The organism is Paraburkholderia phymatum, from assembly GCF_038900715.1.
Lineage (GTDB): Bacteria > Pseudomonadota > Gammaproteobacteria > Burkholderiales > Burkholderiaceae > Paraburkholderia > Paraburkholderia phymatum_A.
Genome location: NZ_JAYMRZ010000027.1, coordinates 104,385 through 123,191, shown reverse-complemented (window position 1 = coordinate 123,191; position 18,807 = coordinate 104,385). Strand labels below are relative to the sequence as shown.

At 58.9% G+C, this 18,807-nt stretch carries 20 protein-coding genes; 14 read left to right on the top strand and 6 right to left on the bottom strand.

The features are described from left to right. Positions 1–136: 136 nt before the first annotated feature. The 3 genes from VSR68_RS35455 to VSR68_RS35445 all read right to left on the bottom strand — a co-directional run bounded on the left by VSR68_RS35455 (position 137) and on the right by VSR68_RS35445 (position 2,887). Positions 137–973, bottom strand: a complete 837-nt coding sequence (locus tag VSR68_RS35455; RefSeq protein WP_342944216.1) for an enoyl-CoA hydratase — start codon at positions 971–973, stop codon at positions 137–139. 84 nt (positions 974–1,057) lie between these two features. Further along, positions 1,058–1,495: a nuclear transport factor 2 family protein gene (locus tag VSR68_RS35450; RefSeq protein WP_342944215.1), complete on the bottom strand. Its 438-nt coding sequence runs from the start codon at positions 1,493–1,495 to the stop codon at positions 1,058–1,060. An 18-nt stretch (positions 1,496–1,513) separates the two neighbouring features. Further along, positions 1,514–2,887, bottom strand: a complete 1,374-nt coding sequence (locus tag VSR68_RS35445; protein WP_342944214.1) for an aromatic ring-hydroxylating dioxygenase subunit alpha — start codon at positions 2,885–2,887, stop codon at positions 1,514–1,516. A 176-nt stretch (positions 2,888–3,063) separates the two neighbouring features. Between VSR68_RS35445 and VSR68_RS35440 the strand changes: the two genes are divergently transcribed. The 10 genes from VSR68_RS35440 (at position 3,064) to VSR68_RS35395 (ending at position 12,067) form a co-directional block, all read left to right on the top strand. Continuing rightward, positions 3,064–3,828, top strand: a complete 765-nt coding sequence (locus VSR68_RS35440) for an enoyl-CoA hydratase/isomerase family protein (RefSeq protein WP_342944213.1) — start codon at positions 3,064–3,066, stop codon at positions 3,826–3,828. Continuing rightward, entirely contained in the window at positions 3,825–4,580 is a 756-nt protein-coding gene (locus tag VSR68_RS35435) for an SDR family oxidoreductase (RefSeq protein ID WP_342944222.1), read from the top strand. The genes VSR68_RS35440 and VSR68_RS35435 overlap by 4 nt, the downstream gene beginning before the upstream one ends. A gap of 9 nt (positions 4,581–4,589) precedes the next feature. Further along, positions 4,590–5,210: a cysteine hydrolase gene (locus tag VSR68_RS35430; RefSeq protein WP_342944212.1), complete on the top strand. Its 621-nt coding sequence runs from the start codon at positions 4,590–4,592 to the stop codon at positions 5,208–5,210. A gap of 37 nt (positions 5,211–5,247) precedes the next feature. Further along, positions 5,248–6,849, top strand: a complete 1,602-nt coding sequence (locus VSR68_RS35425; RefSeq protein WP_342944211.1) for a GMC family oxidoreductase — start codon at positions 5,248–5,250, stop codon at positions 6,847–6,849. Positions 6,850–6,884: 35 nt separating this feature from the next. Beyond that, positions 6,885–7,370 (top strand): nuclear transport factor 2 family protein, encoded by a 486-nt coding sequence (locus VSR68_RS35420; RefSeq protein ID WP_342944210.1) that lies wholly within the window; start codon positions 6,885–6,887, stop codon positions 7,368–7,370. Between the two features lie 56 nt (positions 7,371–7,426). After that, positions 7,427–7,921, top strand: coding sequence for a nuclear transport factor 2 family protein (locus VSR68_RS35415; protein ID WP_342944209.1), 495 nt, complete (start codon positions 7,427–7,429; stop codon positions 7,919–7,921). A gap of 19 nt (positions 7,922–7,940) precedes the next feature. Beyond that, complete coding sequence (locus VSR68_RS35410; protein ID WP_342944208.1) at positions 7,941–8,948, top strand: NAD(P)-dependent alcohol dehydrogenase; 1,008 nt, start codon at positions 7,941–7,943, stop codon at positions 8,946–8,948. Between the two features lie 197 nt (positions 8,949–9,145). Then, complete coding sequence (locus VSR68_RS35405) at positions 9,146–10,378, top strand: cytochrome P450 (protein WP_342944207.1); 1,233 nt, start codon at positions 9,146–9,148, stop codon at positions 10,376–10,378. A gap of 20 nt (positions 10,379–10,398) precedes the next feature. Continuing rightward, positions 10,399–10,716 carry a 2Fe-2S iron-sulfur cluster-binding protein gene (locus VSR68_RS35400; protein ID WP_342944206.1) on the top strand — a complete coding sequence of 106 codons (318 nt, stop codon included), beginning with the start codon at positions 10,399–10,401 and terminating at the stop codon, positions 10,714–10,716. Between the two features lie 103 nt (positions 10,717–10,819). Further along, positions 10,820–12,067: a cytochrome P450 gene (locus VSR68_RS35395; RefSeq protein ID WP_342944205.1), complete on the top strand. Its 1,248-nt coding sequence runs from the start codon at positions 10,820–10,822 to the stop codon at positions 12,065–12,067. Positions 12,068–12,204: 137 nt separating this feature from the next. Here the strand turns inward: VSR68_RS35395 and VSR68_RS35390 are convergent, their stop codons facing one another. After that, entirely contained in the window at positions 12,205–12,726 is a 522-nt protein-coding gene (locus VSR68_RS35390; protein WP_342944204.1) for a hemerythrin domain-containing protein, read from the bottom strand. Between the two features lie 611 nt (positions 12,727–13,337). On the opposite strand from VSR68_RS35390, the gene folE2 reads away from it, so the two are divergent. The 4 genes from folE2 (at position 13,338) to VSR68_RS35370 (ending at position 17,075) form a co-directional block, all read left to right on the top strand. Beyond that, on the top strand, positions 13,338–14,147 hold the full coding sequence (gene folE2, locus VSR68_RS35385) for a GTP cyclohydrolase FolE2 (protein ID WP_342944203.1): 810 nt from the start codon (positions 13,338–13,340) through the stop codon (positions 14,145–14,147). 7 nt (positions 14,148–14,154) lie between these two features. Then, positions 14,155–14,475 (top strand): ArsR/SmtB family transcription factor, encoded by a 321-nt coding sequence (locus tag VSR68_RS35380; RefSeq protein WP_342944202.1) that lies wholly within the window; start codon positions 14,155–14,157, stop codon positions 14,473–14,475. 515 nt (positions 14,476–14,990) lie between these two features. Next, entirely contained in the window at positions 14,991–16,184 is a 1,194-nt protein-coding gene (locus VSR68_RS35375) for an amidohydrolase family protein (protein ID WP_342944201.1), read from the top strand. Positions 16,185–16,310: 126 nt separating this feature from the next. Next, complete coding sequence (locus tag VSR68_RS35370) at positions 16,311–17,075, top strand: SDR family oxidoreductase (RefSeq protein WP_342944200.1); 765 nt, start codon at positions 16,311–16,313, stop codon at positions 17,073–17,075. A 57-nt stretch (positions 17,076–17,132) separates the two neighbouring features. Here VSR68_RS35370 and VSR68_RS35365 read toward each other — a convergent pair whose 3' ends face one another. Continuing rightward, complete coding sequence (locus tag VSR68_RS35365) at positions 17,133–17,810, bottom strand: TetR family transcriptional regulator (protein WP_342944199.1); 678 nt, start codon at positions 17,808–17,810, stop codon at positions 17,133–17,135. A 124-nt stretch (positions 17,811–17,934) separates the two neighbouring features. Then, complete coding sequence (locus tag VSR68_RS35360; protein WP_342944198.1) at positions 17,935–18,789, bottom strand: MaoC/PaaZ C-terminal domain-containing protein; 855 nt, start codon at positions 18,787–18,789, stop codon at positions 17,935–17,937. Positions 18,790–18,807 lie beyond the last annotated feature (18 nt).

Here is an 18,807-nt window from a genome sequence, read left to right as displayed (position 1 = left end):
TTGTTCATCTTCGGTCAGCACGAGTTCCGCCTTCGGTCGCCCCATCACCATGCTGATATCTCCCGTTCCGTTGATATCAGCATCCTACGTGAACATAGGTCAGTTAACAACGGAACGGGACACTAGCGAGGCGACTTTAATCCGCTGTCTGCCGCGCCGCCTTATTGGCCGGCGCCATCTCTGCCAAGCCGGCGATGGTGGGCTGGCCACAAGTGGCCCACGCATTGGCATGACCCAGCGAGTGAATATCGAACACCGCTTTGACGGCGGCATCCATGCCCATGATATCCATTGTCTGATTGACGGCTCGCTTGGCCATCAGCAGCGGATGAGGATGCCGCTGCGCGATTTGACGAGCCAGGGCCATCGTTTCAGCGCCCAACTGCTCAAGCGGAACTACGCGATTGACCATCCCGAGCCGGTGAGCTTCGTGAGCGTCGATGAATGCACCTGTGAACAGCATTTCCTTGGCCTTGCGGGGACCGAGCTCCCAGGTGTGGCCGTGGTATTCGACACCACCGCATCCCATCATCACCACGGGGTCGCTGAACTTCGCGTTGTCGGCGGCGACGATCAGGTCCATAGGCCACACGAGCATCAGCCCCGCGGCGATACAGGCTCCTTGCACCGACGCAATGGTGGGCTTCGGCAATTCGCGCCACTTCCGCGCGTAGCCGAGAAAGTGCTTCGTCTCCCAGTTATACATGCGCAGCAGCCCGGTGCGCTCTACATCAGAGAACATGCTCGCCCAGGGCTCGTAGGTGAGTACGTCGGGCGAGATATCGTGTCCGGCCGAGAAATGCTTGCCGGCGGCATTTAACACGATGACGCGCACGTCGTCGTCGGCGATCGCGCGATCGAACGCCGCGTCCAGCTCTTCGAGCAAGGGGGGATTCTGGGCGTTGCGTTGATCGGGACGGTTAAGGGTAAGAATCGCAACCTGACTGTCTACTTCGTAAAGTACCAAGGACATATCCGCGTTCCTCATGTTGTGGTGTGGCGGCGATCGCCCCGCCTATTCAGTGGATCGGTCGAGCGCCTCGCGGGCCGGGCCGATTCACCCCCGATACCAGGGATCGAAGGCCTTCTCCTCCATGCGAGAGGAGATACGCCAACCATCGACAGTACGTATATAGGTATCCATGTACCAGAGAGCGTAGAACGCCATGCGCATACCGCGCTTCCCCTCATCGACTGGAACCCCGACCGGGTTCAGACACATGATGCGGCCGCACCCTCGGTCCGCGTCGATCTTCAAGTCGAAGTTGCCAACGAGGTGTTGATAGGCCGGGGCTGCTGAAAGAACATCCCTGAGCCAAAGCTTGACCTCAGGGTATCGGCCGTCAATGCCACCGAACACCCTGTAGTCGATATAGGCATCGGGGGTGAATACGCGATCGAGCAAATCGAAGCATCGACTGTCGATCGCGTGAGCATAATCGACAGCCAGTTGCTGGATCTCGAGCCGGTCGGAAATCTCCTGCAGGGTTAGCACGGCAGGCCACTGGACTCGTCAGTTCTCGCCACCGAGTACGTAGCGGCGAACGTGATAATGCAGGTTGATATTGGTCAGCTCCGCAATCGGGTTGGCGCGACCGACGGTAAATGCCTGCGACTTCATCCCCTGCTGGATTTCATTCAGATTCTCGAAGTCCTGAACGAAGACGCGGGGCCAGCTTGTATCCCGCCAGTCTCGAATGACTTCCACCTGCGGCTTAGGCGCCTTGCCTGGTGCGAAGCGTTCGAGCGAATAGATGTCGAAAACACAGGAATCCGGGTCGTTACCATTCGGGCGAGCTCGGTAGACGAGGGCACCGTCTTCTTGGGGCAGAAACGCGATATTCGGGAAGATGTTCCAGTCCAGGCCGACGGCACCGACATCCTCAAGCGTGAACTGATCCCAGTTCAGGCCATCTTTCTTGCCCTCCTCCCGGTGCAGACGGTCCATCGCCAGCAGCGTATCCATGTAGGATGCGTCTGTCGGCAGCTCATTCGCGAGCCGGGCCATCGCTCGGACCTTGCGCTCGGTAAACAAGGCGCCAGTGTCGCGGTTAAGCAGCATGAAATAGGTATGAATCTTCTGGGCTCGATCTTTCGCATCGAGAAACAGCGATTCGTCCTCCGGCAGGCCCTGGAGGGCTTTGATGTTCGGCGACGGATCCCCGAGCACCGGAATCACCCTTGAATGAAACATGGAATGCACACCATGGGCCACCGCCGTCCAACGGTTGTCACCAGAAACCGGATTGAACTGCCGATGTGCCGTCTGTGCGTGATAACCCTCGATAAAGACGTCCAGCGCCACCTTCCAGTTGCACGGCAGCGTAACCGAGCGCATCCACACGGGGCTGAATTCCTCGAACCTGTAGTTGCGGAAAGCATGCACCACGGGAGCCAGCCAGTCCTGCAGAGACTGGGGATGGTCCGCGTCCATATGCACGAAAACCCAGCCTCCCCAAGTATCGAGCTTGAGCGGCTTGAGTGCGACGTCGTCCTTCGACAGCGTCCCGCCCCAATCAGCTTGATCGATGATTTCGTCGTTGGTACCGTCGGTGTTCCAGCGCCAGCCATGGTATTTGCAGACCAGCTTGTTGACGCTGCCCTGCCCCGACAGCAATCGACGACCGCGGTGCTGACAAATGTTGAAGAACGCGCGCAACACACCGTCCGCGACGTCACGCATGACGACAATCGACTCGTCGGCGACGTTGAATACAACATAGTTGCCCGGTTGTGCCACATCGCTTTCGCGGCAAGCCATGAGCCAAACTTTGGACCATAGACGCGTCTTCTCGAGCTGCAGAAATTCCTGTGACAGATAAGGCGCCTTAGGAATCAATGCCTCATCGGCGTTCGAGCCGAGCGCCGGCTCGACAGACTTGTTCATCACTGCCTCCTGTTGAAATACCCGCTTGCACGCACTGGAACAGCCAAGGTAGTATCGAGCATTACTGACGATGTGTCAATTTTCGAACCACTCGCGGCGACGCTAGGCCGGCATGTGACCCGCAGCCTGCGTAATGCCGTTACGCAATCGACGCCCATCATTCTCGGAGGAGTCACGTGAGGCCTGCATATTTCGATAAATACCCGACGATCGCTTTTGAACGAGACGACAACGGCATCCTCGTTATGCGTCTACACTCCAACGGCGGCCCCGTGGTCTATCAATCTCAACATCATGCCGATTGGACAGACGCGTTTTACGATATCGGACGCGACCGTGATAACCGTCTCGTCATCATCACCGGCACCGGCGACGCATTCATCAACCAGATCAACTGGGACAAGCCGATGGACACGCCCAGTGATTTCGAGACCGTCCATTCCGAAGGCAAGCGCCTGCTGCGCAACCTGCTGGATCTGGAGATGCCCGTGATCGGCGCTGTCAATGGACCTGCCACCATTCACGCAGAACTAGCCGTGCTTTCCGACGTCACGTTGGCCTCGTCCACCGCGACGTTCCAGGATTTCCCCCATTTTCCCTATTACACCGTACCGGGCGATGGCGTCCATATCGTCTGGACCGAACTGCTCGGCAGCAACCGCGGCCGCTACTTCCTGATTACCGGACAGACGTTAAACGCTCAGGAAGCGTTGGCGCTCGGCGTGGTCAACGAGGTCGTGGAGCCCGGCCAGCTTTTGCCCCGGGCGAAGGAGCTTGCGTTGCAAATCCTTCAAAAGCCCCCGCTGACGGTGCGCTATACCCGAACTTGCTTCACGATGCGCTGGAAACGTCTGCTCGAAGATGGCCTCGGCTATGGCCTGGCGGTCGAGGGACTTGCCGCCGTCGATCTCGCCATCAAAATGAAACAGGCCCAGAAATGAGGATTTCATTCGAGGGGAAGGCGGTCTTTGTCACCGGCGCGGCGTCGGGATTGGGCAAATCGACAGCGCTGCTATTCGCCGAGCATGGCGCCGATCTGAGCTTACTCGACGTCAACGAGGACGGCTTGGCCGAAGTGCGCTCCGAGATTGAAGCAATGGGCCGCCGATGCATGACCCAGGCTGTGGACGTATCCGCGAAAGCAAACTGCGATGCAGCGATTGCTGCTACCGTCGAACGCTATGGGCGTCTTGACGCTTTATGCAACGTTGCGGGCATCGTTGGGCTGTGCAGTGCGGGCGACGTGTCCGAGGCGTACTGGAACCGTACTCTGGCCGTCAATCTGAGCGGGCCGTTCTACCTCTGCCAAGCGGCGATCCCGCACTTGCTTCAAACGAGAGGCAACATCGTCAATGTCGCTTCTTCAGGCGGCCTCAAAGCTCAGGCTTACCTGGTGCCTTACTCGACGTCGAAAGCCGGCCTGATCCACATGACGCGTTGCATGGCGATGGAGTTCATGCACCAACCCATCCGAATCAACGCGGTCGCGCCAGGCGCGATGGATACGGACATGGGACGCCACACCGAACTGCCCGAAGGCATCGACATGTCTTTGGTCCAGCGTTTCTGCAATATGCGAGCGCCATCGCAGCCCGACGATGTCGCGCGCCTGATATTGTACGTGGCCTCGGACCTGTCGCCGTCCTTGCACGGCGCCTGTCTGTCCGTCGACACAGGCATTTCGATAGGCTGAGGGGATGCTATGGCCATCGACTTGAAGTCACACCTGTCGCCGCCCTCGACTGCCGTGCTCTGCATGGAAATGCAGCGCGGCGTCGTCGGAGATCTCAGTCCGATCGAGCCATTGGTGCATGCTGTAGCGAATCGCGGGGTGGTGCCACAACTCGCCAGATTGATCGCCGCCGCTAGGAATGCAGGCGTGCAGATCGCCTACTGCAACGCTTTACATCGCGCAGACCGCAAGGGCTCGGCAACCAACTGCCCGATGCTTGCGCGCAGCGCGAAGGCAGATGGCATGATCGAGGGCACACCGGATGTCGAGATCGTGCCCGAACTGGCCGCACGGCGGGAGGACATCGTCTCGGGCCGCTACCACGGCATGTCTCCGTTCACCGGCACGTCGTTGGACATCACATTGCGCAATCTCGGCATTCGAACCGTCGTAGCTACCGGCGTCTCACTCAACGTCGGCCTGATCGCGATGTGTGCCGAGGCCGTCGCGTTGGGCTACCGGGTCGTGATCCCGCGCGATTGCGTGGCCGGGGTGCCCGACGAGTATGCCGAGGCAGTGCTACGCAATACGATGCCCGTGCTCGCCAGCGTTGTTCACAGCGACGAGTTGCTCGCTGTCTGGGAAAGTTGATCGGATCGACAGCGATATTGCCCGCTCTTGGCCACCCATGAAATCCTACGACTACATCATCATCGGAGCCGGTTCGGCCGGCTGCGTGCTGGCGAACCGGCTTTCGGAAAACCCGCAGTGCGACGTGTTGCTGATCGAGGCCGGACCGGAAGACAAGAATCCGCTCATCCACATGCCCAAAGGTTACGGCAAGATTTCGTCGGATCCGCGTTACATGTGGCATTACCAGACCACGGCGGACGAAGCCGCTGGACACGGCGGCGAGCCGTGGATTCGCGGCAAGACCCTTGGCGGCACTAGCGCTGTCAACGGCATGTTGTACGTACGCTGCCAACCGCAGGACTACGACGACTGGGAAACCGCCGGCAACCCGGGTTGGAGCTGGAGCAACATGTCCGAGACCTTTCGTCGAATCGAATGTCATTCAATGGGAGACGATGGGGTGCGCGGCAAGTCCGGCGCGTTGAAACTCTCTGTGATGCCCGCCAGCGAGTTGACGAAAGCCTTTGTCGCTGCGGGCGAGGCTATGGGGCTGCCTCGACGTGATGATTTGAACCGCCCGGATCAAGAAGGAATCGGCCACAATACGACCACGATCTCGGGTGGCCGGCGGCAAAGTGCCGCCGTCGCATTCCTGCATCCCGTTCGCTGGCGGCGCAATCTCATTGTCGAAACGAACGTGATGGTCGAGACGATCACCTTCGTTGGTCGGCGTGCCAAGCGAGTCATCGGGCGCCGCAATGGCGAAGCGCTGACTTTCGAAGCCCGCCGCGAAATCATCGTAAGTGCAGGTGCGCTCGAATCACCGCTACTGTTACAACGCTCGGGCGTGGGTTGCGGCACTGAATTGCAGGATCTGGGCATTCGCTGTGCCGTCGACTTGCCCGGTGTCGGGAAGAACCTGCGCGAGCACCGCCTTCTGCTGACCCAATACCGCCTCAATCGCGAGCTCAGCGCGAACCGTCAGTACAGCGGTTGGCGGCTAGGAAAAAACGCACTGCGCTACCTGGCGAGCAGGACGGGGCTTCTCGCCACCGGCTCGTTCGATTGCAGCGGCTTCTTACGCAGCGATCCGTCGCTCGATCGGCCCGACGTTCAAATCGTGATGGCCCCGTTCTCGCTCGATCTGGCCGCGCCGCGGCTGGCGTTCGAGCGAGAACACGGCATGGTCTGCTTTACGTATGTCTTGAGGCCGCAGAGTCAAGGCAGCATCAGGCTCAGCTCTCCCGATCCGGCCGCTCCTCCGATCATCCGTCCCAATTACCTGTCTGCCACCTACGATTGCGAGACGACGGTTCGTATGTTTCGCTTTCAGCGCAAGCTGATGGGTCAAGCTCCGATCGCAAAGTACATCGCCGAGGAAACTCGGCCCGGCGCGGACGTGCAAACGGACGAGGACATCATCGATCAGTACCAGCGTTTCGGCACACCGGGCTACCACGTCGTGGGCACATGCAAGATGGGCCCCGCTGGCGATGCAGCGGCCGTGGTCGATTCGCGATTACGAGTACATGGCGACGAAGGTCTGCGCGTCATGGACTGCTCTGTGATGCCGTCCATGCCCTCCGGCAATACCAACGGCCCGGTGATGGCAATGGCTTGGCGAGCCGCAGACCTGATTCTTGAAGATCGACGCTAATCCTGTTAACCACGTGGATTCATGGAGAAACCGCGATGAGCAACTTCAACGCAGAGGATATCGAAGCCATCAAGGCAGTGCGTGCCCGCTACTTTCGCGCGATGGACACCGGTGACTATGACCTGTTTCGCAGCCTGCTAACCGAGGACCTAGTCACCGACCTCAAAGGCGGCAACTATCACTTCGAGTTCAACAACCGCGAGGACTTTATTGAAGCAGTCGCGAGTGCGTTGAATTCGCAGTCGGCCGCCCGCCACTTCGGCCACATGCCGGAGATCATTCTGACCGGGCCCGATACGGCCGAAGGCATCTGGTATTTCCAAGACTGGGCGCTACACGTGCCGTCGAATACGGTGATGGACGGCAGCGGAATCATCCACGACCACTACCGAAAGGAACACGGTCAGTGGCGAATCTGCCGCTACTCATATCGGCGCGTCGTCGAAACCGTCTACCCCTGGCACGAGGGCGCGCAGCTCACCGTGCATCGTCTCGGCGAGACCGGTCGCGCCGTTGCGTAGGGCGCCGCTTTGCGAACGGATTCATGCGTAGCTTATCCATTGTCGAAGGAGGCTCAATGCAACGAACGTTGGAAGAGCGCTTGCGTATTCTCGAAGACCAGCATGAAATCGCCCAACTGCAAGCGCGCTATGTGGACTTGAACGATGGAGGATGGCAAGGCCCCACTCATTGCCAACCCCTAGCCGTGGCTAATCTGTTCGTCGACGACGGCATTTGGGAAGGCCCCCCCGGGTGCGCTCAGGGGCGTGAAGCCATCGCGGAATTATTTCGCAGCTTCCAGGCAATCCCCTTCATCGTTCACTACGTGACCAATCCGCTGATCGTCGTGGACGGAGACTCGGCCCACGGCGAGTGGCATGCGATCGTGACATCTACGACACCGCCCGATCGCGGCGCGAGTCAAGCGCTGTGGACGCTAGGCAAGTACGTCAACGACTACTCACGTACACCGGCGGGCTGGCGGTACACGCGTCTGCGCTTCGCCGCCGCCGCCATCACACCGTTCGAACTGGGCTGGGCTAAGCAACAGTTTCTAGGCCCTTCAATTTAGTCTTTACTCTATCGCGGACATGAAGCAATTCGAGCTGCAATCCTTCACCGGGCCGGATGGCTTGAAGCAAGTCAATGTTCCCGCTCCCGAGCCTGGCCCGCGGGAAGTTGTGATGCGGGTTCACGCCAGTGCCATTAATGCACGCGACCTGATGATCGCGAACGGCTTCTTCGGCCCCTTGGTACAAGCAGGCATCGTACCCTTGTCGGACGGCGCCGGCGAGGTAACCGCCATCGGCTCGGATGTACGTCGCGTTAAGTTGGGTGACCGAATCTGTGGTACATACGTTGACGGCTGGATCTCAGGCGAGCGCCTCGACCTGGGTATCGGTCGCGGCGGCGATTGCAACGGCATGCTGTCAGAGTATGTCCTCCTGGATGTCGAGTCCGTCGTCCGCCTGCCCGAACACCTCAGCTTTGAGGAAGGCGCCACACTGCCTTGCGCTGCTGTGACCGCTTGGAATGCGGTCTGTGGCTATGCGCCTCTCCTGCCGGGGCAGACGGTCCTAACCTTGGGAAGCGGTGGTGTTTCGCTGTTCGTCCTTCAGTTCGCCAAGTTGTTCGGTGCTCGTGTCATCGCCACGACTTCGAGCGATGCGAAGGCCGAACGGCTGAGATCACTGGGGGCAGACGAGGTCATCAACTATCTGACTCACCCCAACTGGGAACAAGAGGTCTTTCGATTCACAGATGGAGAAGGCGTCGACGTAGTTGCCGAACTCGGCGGCGCTGGCACGATGCCGAAGTCCATCCTGTCTACGAAACGCGGTGGGCGCATCAGCGTCGTGGGTCTGCTTACGGGAGCACCGGACAGCGGCTTCGGTCCAGCGTTCTTCGGACGTTTCGTCCGATTCCATCACATCCACGTGGGCAGCCGCGATAGCTTCGAGGCGATGAATCGTGCGATCGCATACCACCGACTAAAGCCGATCGTCGCACGCACTTTTCCGTTCGACGAGGCGCCTGCTGCTTACACCTGCATGCACGACAGCCAGCACCTGGGCAAAATTACGATCCGCCACGCATAACGGTGCAATCTGGCGCACCCGAGACCTTAGGCAGCCAGCATTCCTAGCGGTTGCCTGTCGTTGACAACCACAGCACTCGGGGCATAAACTGATTGATAGTCAGTTATAGAAAAAGCGCACCCGCCTACTTACTACCGGTACCGCTGGTGCATGCGCCAGCAATGAACGGCCGGCATATTCACGGCAAAGGAGACAAAATGGTCAAGACTTCTGGCCCGGTCACGCTGGAAACGCTGCCTCGTCATGTCTCCAAGGAGTTGGTGCGCCCTTTCCCGTTTCCTTTGGGGCGCGCAACGACCGATAACCCATATCGAACGCTCATCCCGGAACTGATTGACGGCCCGGCAGCTTTCTACACGCTTGACGGCTACCACGGCATGGGACCGCTATGGGTGTTTCGTCGCCTCCAGGACATCGAGGCGATCTACCTCGATACCGAGCATTTCTCGAACCGGGACTTCGCCCCGTTCGCGGAACTCGAAGGGGGCAACTGGAACCTCGTGCCAGCCGAGAGCGACCCGCCACTGCATACGTTCCATCGTTCCATGATGAATCCGCTGTTCACGCCCAAACGCATGGCGGCAGTCGACGCAAGCATACGCAAGATGGCGCGCGACGTCATCGAAGATTTCAAGGACAAGGGCGAGTGCGACTTCGTTCGCGACATGGCATTGCGCTACCCGATCGCGGTGTTCCTAGGGCTGATGGATCTTCCGATGAGCCGAATCGACCAATTCCTCGATTGGGAGTTCAAGCTCATTCACCCGAAGAGTATCGCCGAAGCGCGTGAGGCGACAATCGCTGTAGTGGCCTTTCTGCGCGAGCTAATCGGGCAACGGCGTCTGCAACCGGGAGACGATCTGGTGAGCTATGCGATCTCCGCCGATGTACAGGGTCGTGGACTGGATGAAAACGAGTTGCTGGGCTTTTGCTTCAACCTTTTTATTGGCGGCCTTGACACCGTCTCCACCAACCTCGGTTGGCAGGTACGGCATCTCGCCGAACACCCGAAACACCAAGCTGCGCTCCGGCAAAACCCGGCGCAGATTCCGGACGCCATCGAGGAGCTGCTGCGCGCGTATGCCGCAGTGACCACCAACCGCCGTTGCATCAAGGAAACGACTATCAACGGCATCAAGCTGATGCCCGGCGACATGATCGCCCTGCCGACCCCGCTGGCAAACAACGACCCGGAAGCATTCGACGAGCCGCAGACAGTGAAGCTGGATCGCAAACCTCGTCACCTGAGCTTTGGCGGCGGCGTGCATCGCTGCCTGGGTGCCGCGCTCGCCCGCCGAGAACTCGTCATTGGGCTGACGGAACTGCTCGCCGCACTGCCGCCGTTCCGTGTTGCGGACGGTGCCGTTATCACCTCTCACATCGCCTTTATCATCCAGTTGGAAAACCTGCCGCTGGTTTGGAGCCACTGACACCGCATATTGGAGTTTTCATGATTCAAGTTACCTTCATCCACAAACAGAACGCCTATACGGTGCAGGGCGAGCAGGGCCAATCCGTGATGCAACTTGCGCTGGCTCAGCAAGTGCCGGGCATCCTTGCCGATTGCGGTGGATGCCTCACCTGCGGCACCTGCCAGGCATATATCGAGGCGCCATGGTCCGAAAGGCTTCCTGCGCCCTCCGAGGACGAGGCAATGATGATCGACGGCCTTCTCAATACGGCGCCGACGAGCCGGCTTGCCTGCCAAATCGTACTACGCTCCGAGCTTGATGGATTGGTCGTGCATCTCCCGGACTCGCAACTCTGACAGCTCTGCGGAAAACGTCGGACACCGCCGCCATCGAACATCGGTGCGTGATCAGCGGTGAGCCACAGCTTGATCATTGAGCCTTTGTCTATCACGGAACCCTATGAGCACACTGCCGCGTATCCAGGACTTTGACGATCCGAGCTACAACCCGTTTGAAGCGTTCGACGGCGCTCAGGGGCTCGACATCGCCGACGTCTACGGCCCCATCAGTCAATGGCAGCGGCAGGCGCTGGTCCATCCTATCGAGTACAAGTGCCTCTTTGGATTGCCGCCCGATGTCACTACAGCGGACATGCGGCATTTCACCGTGTTCGGCTACGATCTGGCCCAATACGTCTACAGCCACCCGGAAATTTTCAGCAATAAGATTTTCGAACGGATGCTGGGCCCCGGCTTCGGTCGCACCGTTACGACGATGGATGCGCCTGAACATACGCAATTCCGTCGCATTTTCCAACGCGCATTCATGCCCGGCGTGGTCGCGCAATGGGGGGATTCATTCGTGCAGCCCGTGGTCGATGATCTGATGAAGCCGTTCGTCGACAAAGGCAAGGCTGACTTGGTCGTAGATTTCACCTCTCTCTTTCCGTTCCACATCATCTACCGGCAGTTGGGGCTTCCCAGTGACGACATACGAGTCTTCCACAAGCTCGCGGTAGCGCTAACCGTAGCCGGCGTCGATGTCGCTAGAGCGATGGAAGCCAGTGCCAAGCTTGGCGCCTATTACGAAGCGCTGACAGAAGCACGCTATGCTCAACCGGGGGGCGATCTCGTCAGCGCGCTGACACAGGTAGAGGTAGACGGTGAGCGCCTGCCGAAGGATGTGCTGATCTCGTTTATGCGTCAGTTGATCAACGCTGCGGGAGATACCACCTATCGCGGCACCAGCAATCTTCTCGTCGGGTTGCTGACCCATCCCGACCAGCTAGATGCCTTGCGCCGCGACCGGTCGCTCCTGCCCGCCGCCATCGAGGAGGGGCTACGCTGGGAAGGCCCGGTGATGATCGGCTTCCGAACGACTACCCGCGACACCGAACTCGGCGGCATGGCAATTCCCAAAGGGGCGGCGATCCATGTAGTCAACGGGTCCGCCAGTCGCGACTCGAGCCGATATGAGGATCCTGAAAAATTCGATATCTTTCGCAAGCCCGGCGCCCGTCATATGACATTCGCGTACGGCGCCCATGTCTGCATCGGCCAACACCTGGCCCGACTTGAAATGACGCGAGCGCTCAATGCGCTGCTCGATAGCCTACCGAACTTGCGTCTGGACCCCGGCATGCCGCCGCCACAAATTCGTGGCTGCAACATGCGGCATCCACAGCATCTCCATGTCCGCTTCGATTGACGCATGATGGGAGCCAAGCATGCTCGACGACGCCCGCACATCCGAGAGCGAAGGCATTAGCCAAATGCTTGCAACACTTTGCGGAGCGCGACGCCCAGTTGCAATATCGAAAACATAACCCGGAGAAGCCCGATTTTTTAGCCTCCTTCCTCGCTACGCGCCGAACCCGGGCTGATTGATGGCAGTTGTCGCCGCAGGACAACTGGTATGCCGCCAAAAGTTCGTTTGCTGATCCAGTGCGACAATGCTGCGTCCATATAGGTTGCATGGCCCGGGAACCAATCGGCTAGCGCCAGGGCGACGCTTGCCACCCTTGAATGCGCCCCCCCCTTCGCGATGAATTGAAGGGCGGCTCGCAGGGAGCGAAGAACAGCCTCGTGTTCGTCCATGTGGCATTGAGCCGCCGGAAACTCCGTCGTGCGCATCCATTGAGCCTCTTGGTCGAAATGCTGCTCACAATGCGTGACCATATCTTGCAATCGCCCAAAGAACTCGGTTTCGGAGGCATCGCGCAGAGCCACAACGCAACAGACAAAGTCCCGATGTGTGTCATCCATCGCTGGATACCCGAGGAGGAACTCGTCCGACCACGCTAGCTCGCCGTGCGTGGAATGCCCTTCCCGCGAGATTTCGACCGGAATTCGTTTCGATACGGCCATGATTTAGGTACCCAAAAAGTAGAAAAAGTATCGCAGGCAGACGACCGTTCTTCAAGTGCCAGCCGCAACTCCCGCCGCTGATGCGCGACAGCCATGCGCCACCGCGGCCAGAGCGGTGATACGGTGCCTGCTGGAATTTTCGCCGCTGCACGGATGGCTCCCCCAAGACACCCTTCGCGCTGCGGCATAACGTGAAGGTGTCCTGGCCCGGTCCAGAACGGGCCAAGCGGAGACTCACGAGAACCGGGCCTCCCAATAACGAACACATTGTCAGTTTATCGTGCGAATGCTAGACTCGCTCCAGATCGGGCTATATCGATCCGCTCGACTGTCCGCCTGATATGAGTGTTACGGAATGCTCTGGTGCCGTCAACGACGCAGCTTTTCCGGGAGATCTACTAGTGCGACCCCGTGCGCCTCACTGGACCACTGGCAACGTCGTGCGCAACAAGCTCGCAGGACAGCAGCTTGGCGAGTTCACCTCACTGAAGAGCAACCTGCCGCTGCCAAACGGCCCGTAAGGCACGAAAACGCAACTGAAGGGGGCGCGATATCTGTTGTCATCGCCGTCCTGCGAACCGTCGGTATATTCGGAGCAGTGAGAGTCTCAGATGGATCAGAAAGTCAACCAAGACGTTATCCCCGACGTACAGAGTGCGCCCGATTCCCGCGAGATCGCAATCGATCGGGTCGGGGTCAAGTCGGTTCGACACCCAATTAAAGTTAAGGACAAGACCAGCGGTGTCCAGCATACGATCGCGACGTTCAACATGTACGTTCACCTGCCCCACCACTTCAAGGGTACGCACATGTCTCGCTTCATCGAGATATTGAACAGCGTCGAAAGAGAAATCTCGGTTGACTCATTCGGTTCGATGTTGGACGAAATGGTCGGCCGCTTGGAGGCCGCCACAGGACATATCGAAACGAGCTTTGCCTATTTTGTAGAAAAGATGGCACCGATCTCGGGGGTGAGGTCCCTGCTTGACTACGATGTCACCTTCACATGCGAGCTTCGCGACGGTGTCTTTGTTCACCAAACGCGCGTCGTAGTACCCGTCACGAGCCTATGCCCATGCTCCAAGGAGATATCCCGATACGGTGCGCACAATCAGCGTTCTCATATCACAATGACCGTGGAGACGAACGACATTGTATGGATCGAGGATCTGGTGGATATCGCAGAAAAGCAGGCTTCTTGCGAGATCTTCGGCCTACTCAAAAGGCCGGACGAAAAGTTCGTTACGGAGCGTGCGTACGAAAACCCTAGGTTTGTCGAGGATCTAGTGCGGGATGTCGCGCAAGTCCTGAACGATGACCCTCGCATCGAGGCGTACACCGTCGAGTCGGAAAACTTCGAATCGATTCACAATCATTCTGCTTATGCCCGCATCGAATGCGATAAACGCCTCAAGTCCTGAATAGACCATGCGGTCCGCCCGGCTGTCACATCTCGACATCGACGCGATTCACAAAGCGCTAGCGAACCCGGTCCGCCGTCAAATTCTCGCGTGGCTCCGCGAACCTTCGGCTCATTTCTCGGCTCAGGAGCTACCACTGACTTGCGGCGTTTCTGCCGGAATGATCAATGCGCGCTGTGCCTTGTCGCAGTCCACCGTATCGGCACACCTTGCCGCGTTGCATCGCGCGGGTCTTGTCTCGTCAGTGCGGATCGGACAATGGGTGTTTTTTAAACGAGAAGAGACAGCAATCCAGAAATTCATCGAACGAATGAAATCAGAGCTCTGACGCGAAGAAGGGCATGCACCATCGCAGATGGCGGCCGGTGCGGCCATCGCCGGCAACGTGGAGGAGCCGCCCCCATTGGCGCTCTCCTGGTTCGCATAGCAACCCGTCAGTCAGCACGGTACGAGCATCTCGGTTGTCGGCCAGTTCCTCGCCTCTCTCCTCGAGGACTTGGGTCGTCTGATACATCGGAAATCGCCAAGACGTTCCGCCAACGCGATCGACGCCGTTCGCGCGATATACGATGAAAAAGTTCTGCCCAGCGAGTCTTGTGCCGATGACAGGGGGCAACGGTGCCTGAGCACACTCGAGTGTCCAGTATCGCGATCTTTCAAGCTGGGACAAAGTGAGGTGGGGACCTTCTGACCCAACGCTTGCGCACGGCGAGACCGTTCACAGGCGCATCGGAAATTCAAGAAATTCTAATCTGCATTCAGCCTTGGCAACCCACCACGCAACTGATACTCTGTCAGTTATCAGATCGCTACAGTTACCCGCCTCTACCGGAAGCCACTCACATGCAAACCACACTGCCCTACCCCGTCTTCGATTGCGACAATCATTTCTACGAGCCACCCGAAGCTCTGCTCAGGCATCTGCCGAAGGAGTATGAGCAGCTGATCCAATACGTCCAAGTGAACGGCCGCACCAAGCTGGCGATCGACGGAAAGATCTCCGATTACATCCCGAATCCCACGTTCGAAGTGGTTGCCGCACCGGGTTGCCATGTCGACTACTATCGGGGAAACAACCCAGAGGGCAAATCGTTCCGGGAATTCAATGTGGTGGAGAAAGGTATTCCCGAGTACGCCTACAAAACGCCGCGACGCTACGAAATGCTGCAGGAGCACGGCCTGGTAGGTGCCATGGTGTATCCAACGCTCGCTTCCGTGATCGAGGGTCATATGGGACACAACCCTGCGTTCTGCCACGCCGCCATCCACTCGCTCAACCAGTGGATAAAGGAAGAGTGGGGATTCGGGCAGGACGGTAAATTCTATGGCATGCCAGTCATCACGATGATGAAACCGGATCTGGCGCTCGAGGAAGCGCAGTGGATCATCGACAATGGCGCGCGCACCGTTCTCATCCGGCCGACCTACGTGCCGGACGGTCACGGCTCTCGCTCGATGGGCTCGCCCGAGTTTGATTCGGTCTGGGCGCTGCTGGCCAAGCATCAGATCTTCGTCACCTTCCACATCTCGGATAACGGCTACAACGACGTTTACGCCCGCCACCGTATCGGTGGCCGTTCCGAGTTTCTGCCGTTTGACAAGCAGGACCCACTTGAGATCGTGATGGACGTGAATGCCACTGCAGTGCAGCATCATCTTGCATCGCTGATCTGCCATGGCGTGTTCGACCGACATCCGACACTCAAGGTCGGCTACGTCGAATGCGGCGCCTACTGGTTGTTCCCGCTGATCGAGCGGATGCATCACGTGTACAAGATGCAACCGAAGATGTTCAAGCAAGACCCGCTGGAGACCATCCGCGAACACGTATACATTCACCCCAACTATGAAGACGACATCAAGCGGCTAGCCGAACTCATCGGGGTGGAAAATGTGCTGTTCGGTAGCGACTGGCCCCATCCTGAAGGCTACGCCGTACCGCTTGATTGGCTGAACGACATCGAGGCGTTCTCAGAAACGGATAAGGCCAAGATCATGGGCGGGAACATCATGAGACTGTTGCGACTGGCCGCGTGACGTGTCACCGGAGGCACTGCGGGTCTATGCGGTGCCGGCATCCAATCGATGCATCACCGAGCGCATAGGCTTGGTCCGTTTTCAAATTTCTAATGCATCACATCCATCGCAAAGGATTTCGAGCACATGAGCAATTTCAACGCGAACCTAACAGGTCAAGTGGCTATCGTAACCGGGGCTGGTGGCGGCCTTGGTAGCGTCTTCTGCGAGGCACTCGCGAAAGCGGGCGCCCATGTCGTGGCAGCGGATTACAACGGTACTGCTGCTGAGGCAACCGCATCCCGCCTCAAAGAGCAGGGCTTTCCGATTTGCAGCTTCAAAGTGGATGTCACATCCCCCGAAGAAACGGAGGCCCTGGCTGCATTCGCACGCGAGGCATTCGAACGCGTCGATATCCTGGTCAATACCGCGGCGTTCATGGAGCCGGTGCTGCAACCGCTGCTGCAGTACCCGATGGACCTGTGGCGCCGCACGCTGGATGTCAATCTCACCGGCCCGCTCAATTGCATCCGCGCCGTTGCGCCAATCATGTCCGCGCGCACCTACGGCCGGATTATAAACATCAGCTCTGGTGGCGCCTACTCCGCTGCTCACGCTTATGGTGTATCGAAACTCGCGCTACAGGGCCTGACCAGTTGGCTCGCCACCGAACTCGGCTCCAGCGGTATCACGGTCAACGCGATTGCGCCGGGGGCACTGAACACTGCACAGGGCGATAAAGCGCGCCCGCCGCAGTATGTCGAAATGCTTCGCGCCGTTACGCCGCTTAAGCCTCTCGGCGAACCGGACGACTTGATTGGCGCGCTGTTGTTCCTCGCTTCGGATGCCTCGTCGTGGACAACGGGGCAAACCGTGCGGGTGGACGGCGGCTGGATCAAGAGCGTGCTCTGACACGGAGCACAAACGCAGTGAGCGCCCCCACGCTCGAAGCGTCGGGGCGGTTCTGGATCAAGCGTGGCTCAGGTGAGCCGCGACGTCTTGCCTCAAGGCATGCCATGCGGTCAGGCATGCATGGCTGTGGCGCAGGACATCGAGCCAAGTCTCCACAATGCGCTCCGCGTCCCGGTCCAACTCGATAACTGATGAATCAAGAAGCGACTCTCGCAGCACCCCCGCCCACAACGCCTGAAGCAGTGTCGATGCGTATTCGACGTCCAGTGCCGAGGGTAACTGGCCCTTCAACATTGCTTCGTGCAAAGCTACCTTCAGCCGCGCCCTCAGTTCGACTGCGGCAGTTCGACAGCGCAACAGCATCGCGCCGGAATCGTCCGTAAGCTCGCATTTCGTGAAGATCACGTTAAGCACACGCCATGTGCGCGGATTGCACGCGGCATCGCGTAGCGAGGCAATCAAGACTGCTCGCATGCGGCCCAGCGGATCCGACTCGCATACGCGCTCGATCGAAGCGACAAAGCTTTCGGTTGGCAGCATGATGCGCTCAACCATCGAGGAAAAAAGGTCGCTCTTGTTTTCGAAGTGCCAATAGATGGCACCGCGCGAAACGTGAGCGCTGCTAGCGACTTGCGCCAACGTCGTGGCAGCGACGCCTCGCTCGAGAAACACGTGTTCCGCGGCGTCGAGTATCTGATTGCGCGTTTCCCAGGACGCCTCCTTTGTTCGCCTCATATTTACCGGTGCCCGCAGTTGGCTTCCCCGCGTCGGTAGGCCCGCGTCGATAGGGACGTGGCGACTCACCGCCGATTGGTTTCAATAGCTATGATTTGAGAGAAAATCCGGCGAGGTCGAGCCGTTAGACCTCGAAGGCCAGATGGCAGTGATGCAAGATCGGCGTGTCTCGTTCGATAGCATGCATGCGAAACGCCGCCTGCCCCTCGCCTGTATGCCATAACTCGACGCGCATCGTCTCGTCCGTCAGCATGGCCCCTGCATAGCGGACAGATAGGCGCCGCAGGCGCATTCCCTGATTGCCACATGCGAGCTTGAGCACTGCCCTCCCCGCAAGTCCGAACGCACACATGCCGCGCAAGATACGTTGCGTTGGCGCGGCACCGAGCACGCTCGCGGTAACATCAAATTCGCTGGACAATGCGAACAACGGCGCCTCGGCGGTGGGCGTGACGAGTTCGATCGTTTCATCTGGCGGGCAATCGCCGGGGACAGGGCGCGGACGCGGCGCACCTTCACCGCTCCCGCCGAACCCACCATCGCCGCGCAATACCGTGAGAACGTCGACGCTGACGATCGCTACCCCACATTCATCCCTGAGCAATTGCTGCTCATGCACCAAAGCACCCTTGCCTACCCCTCGATCGAATATTTCAACCACGCGACGCTCTACGATCACGGTCCCTTCTAGCGGCAAAGGGCGATGCATGGTAATTGCCTCTTCGGCATGAACGATCTGTTTCCAGTTCAGGCCCGCGCGAGGATCGCGCTGCCAAAACTCACCGTCCGCCAGTGCCACCGCAACCATCGGCAAGGCCTCTGTGCAGCCTTCGCCGATGTAGCGCATATCTTCGGCCTGCAAGGGGCCGGGCAGCCCCGCGCCAAACCCCATGGCAAAGCGCATCAGTTCCTCGCAGGTGTATTGGCGCACATAGGGTTCGAAGGGCCAGTTTTTGACAGTTCGATAGTCGAGGGCCATGGTTCAGGGACACTCCAC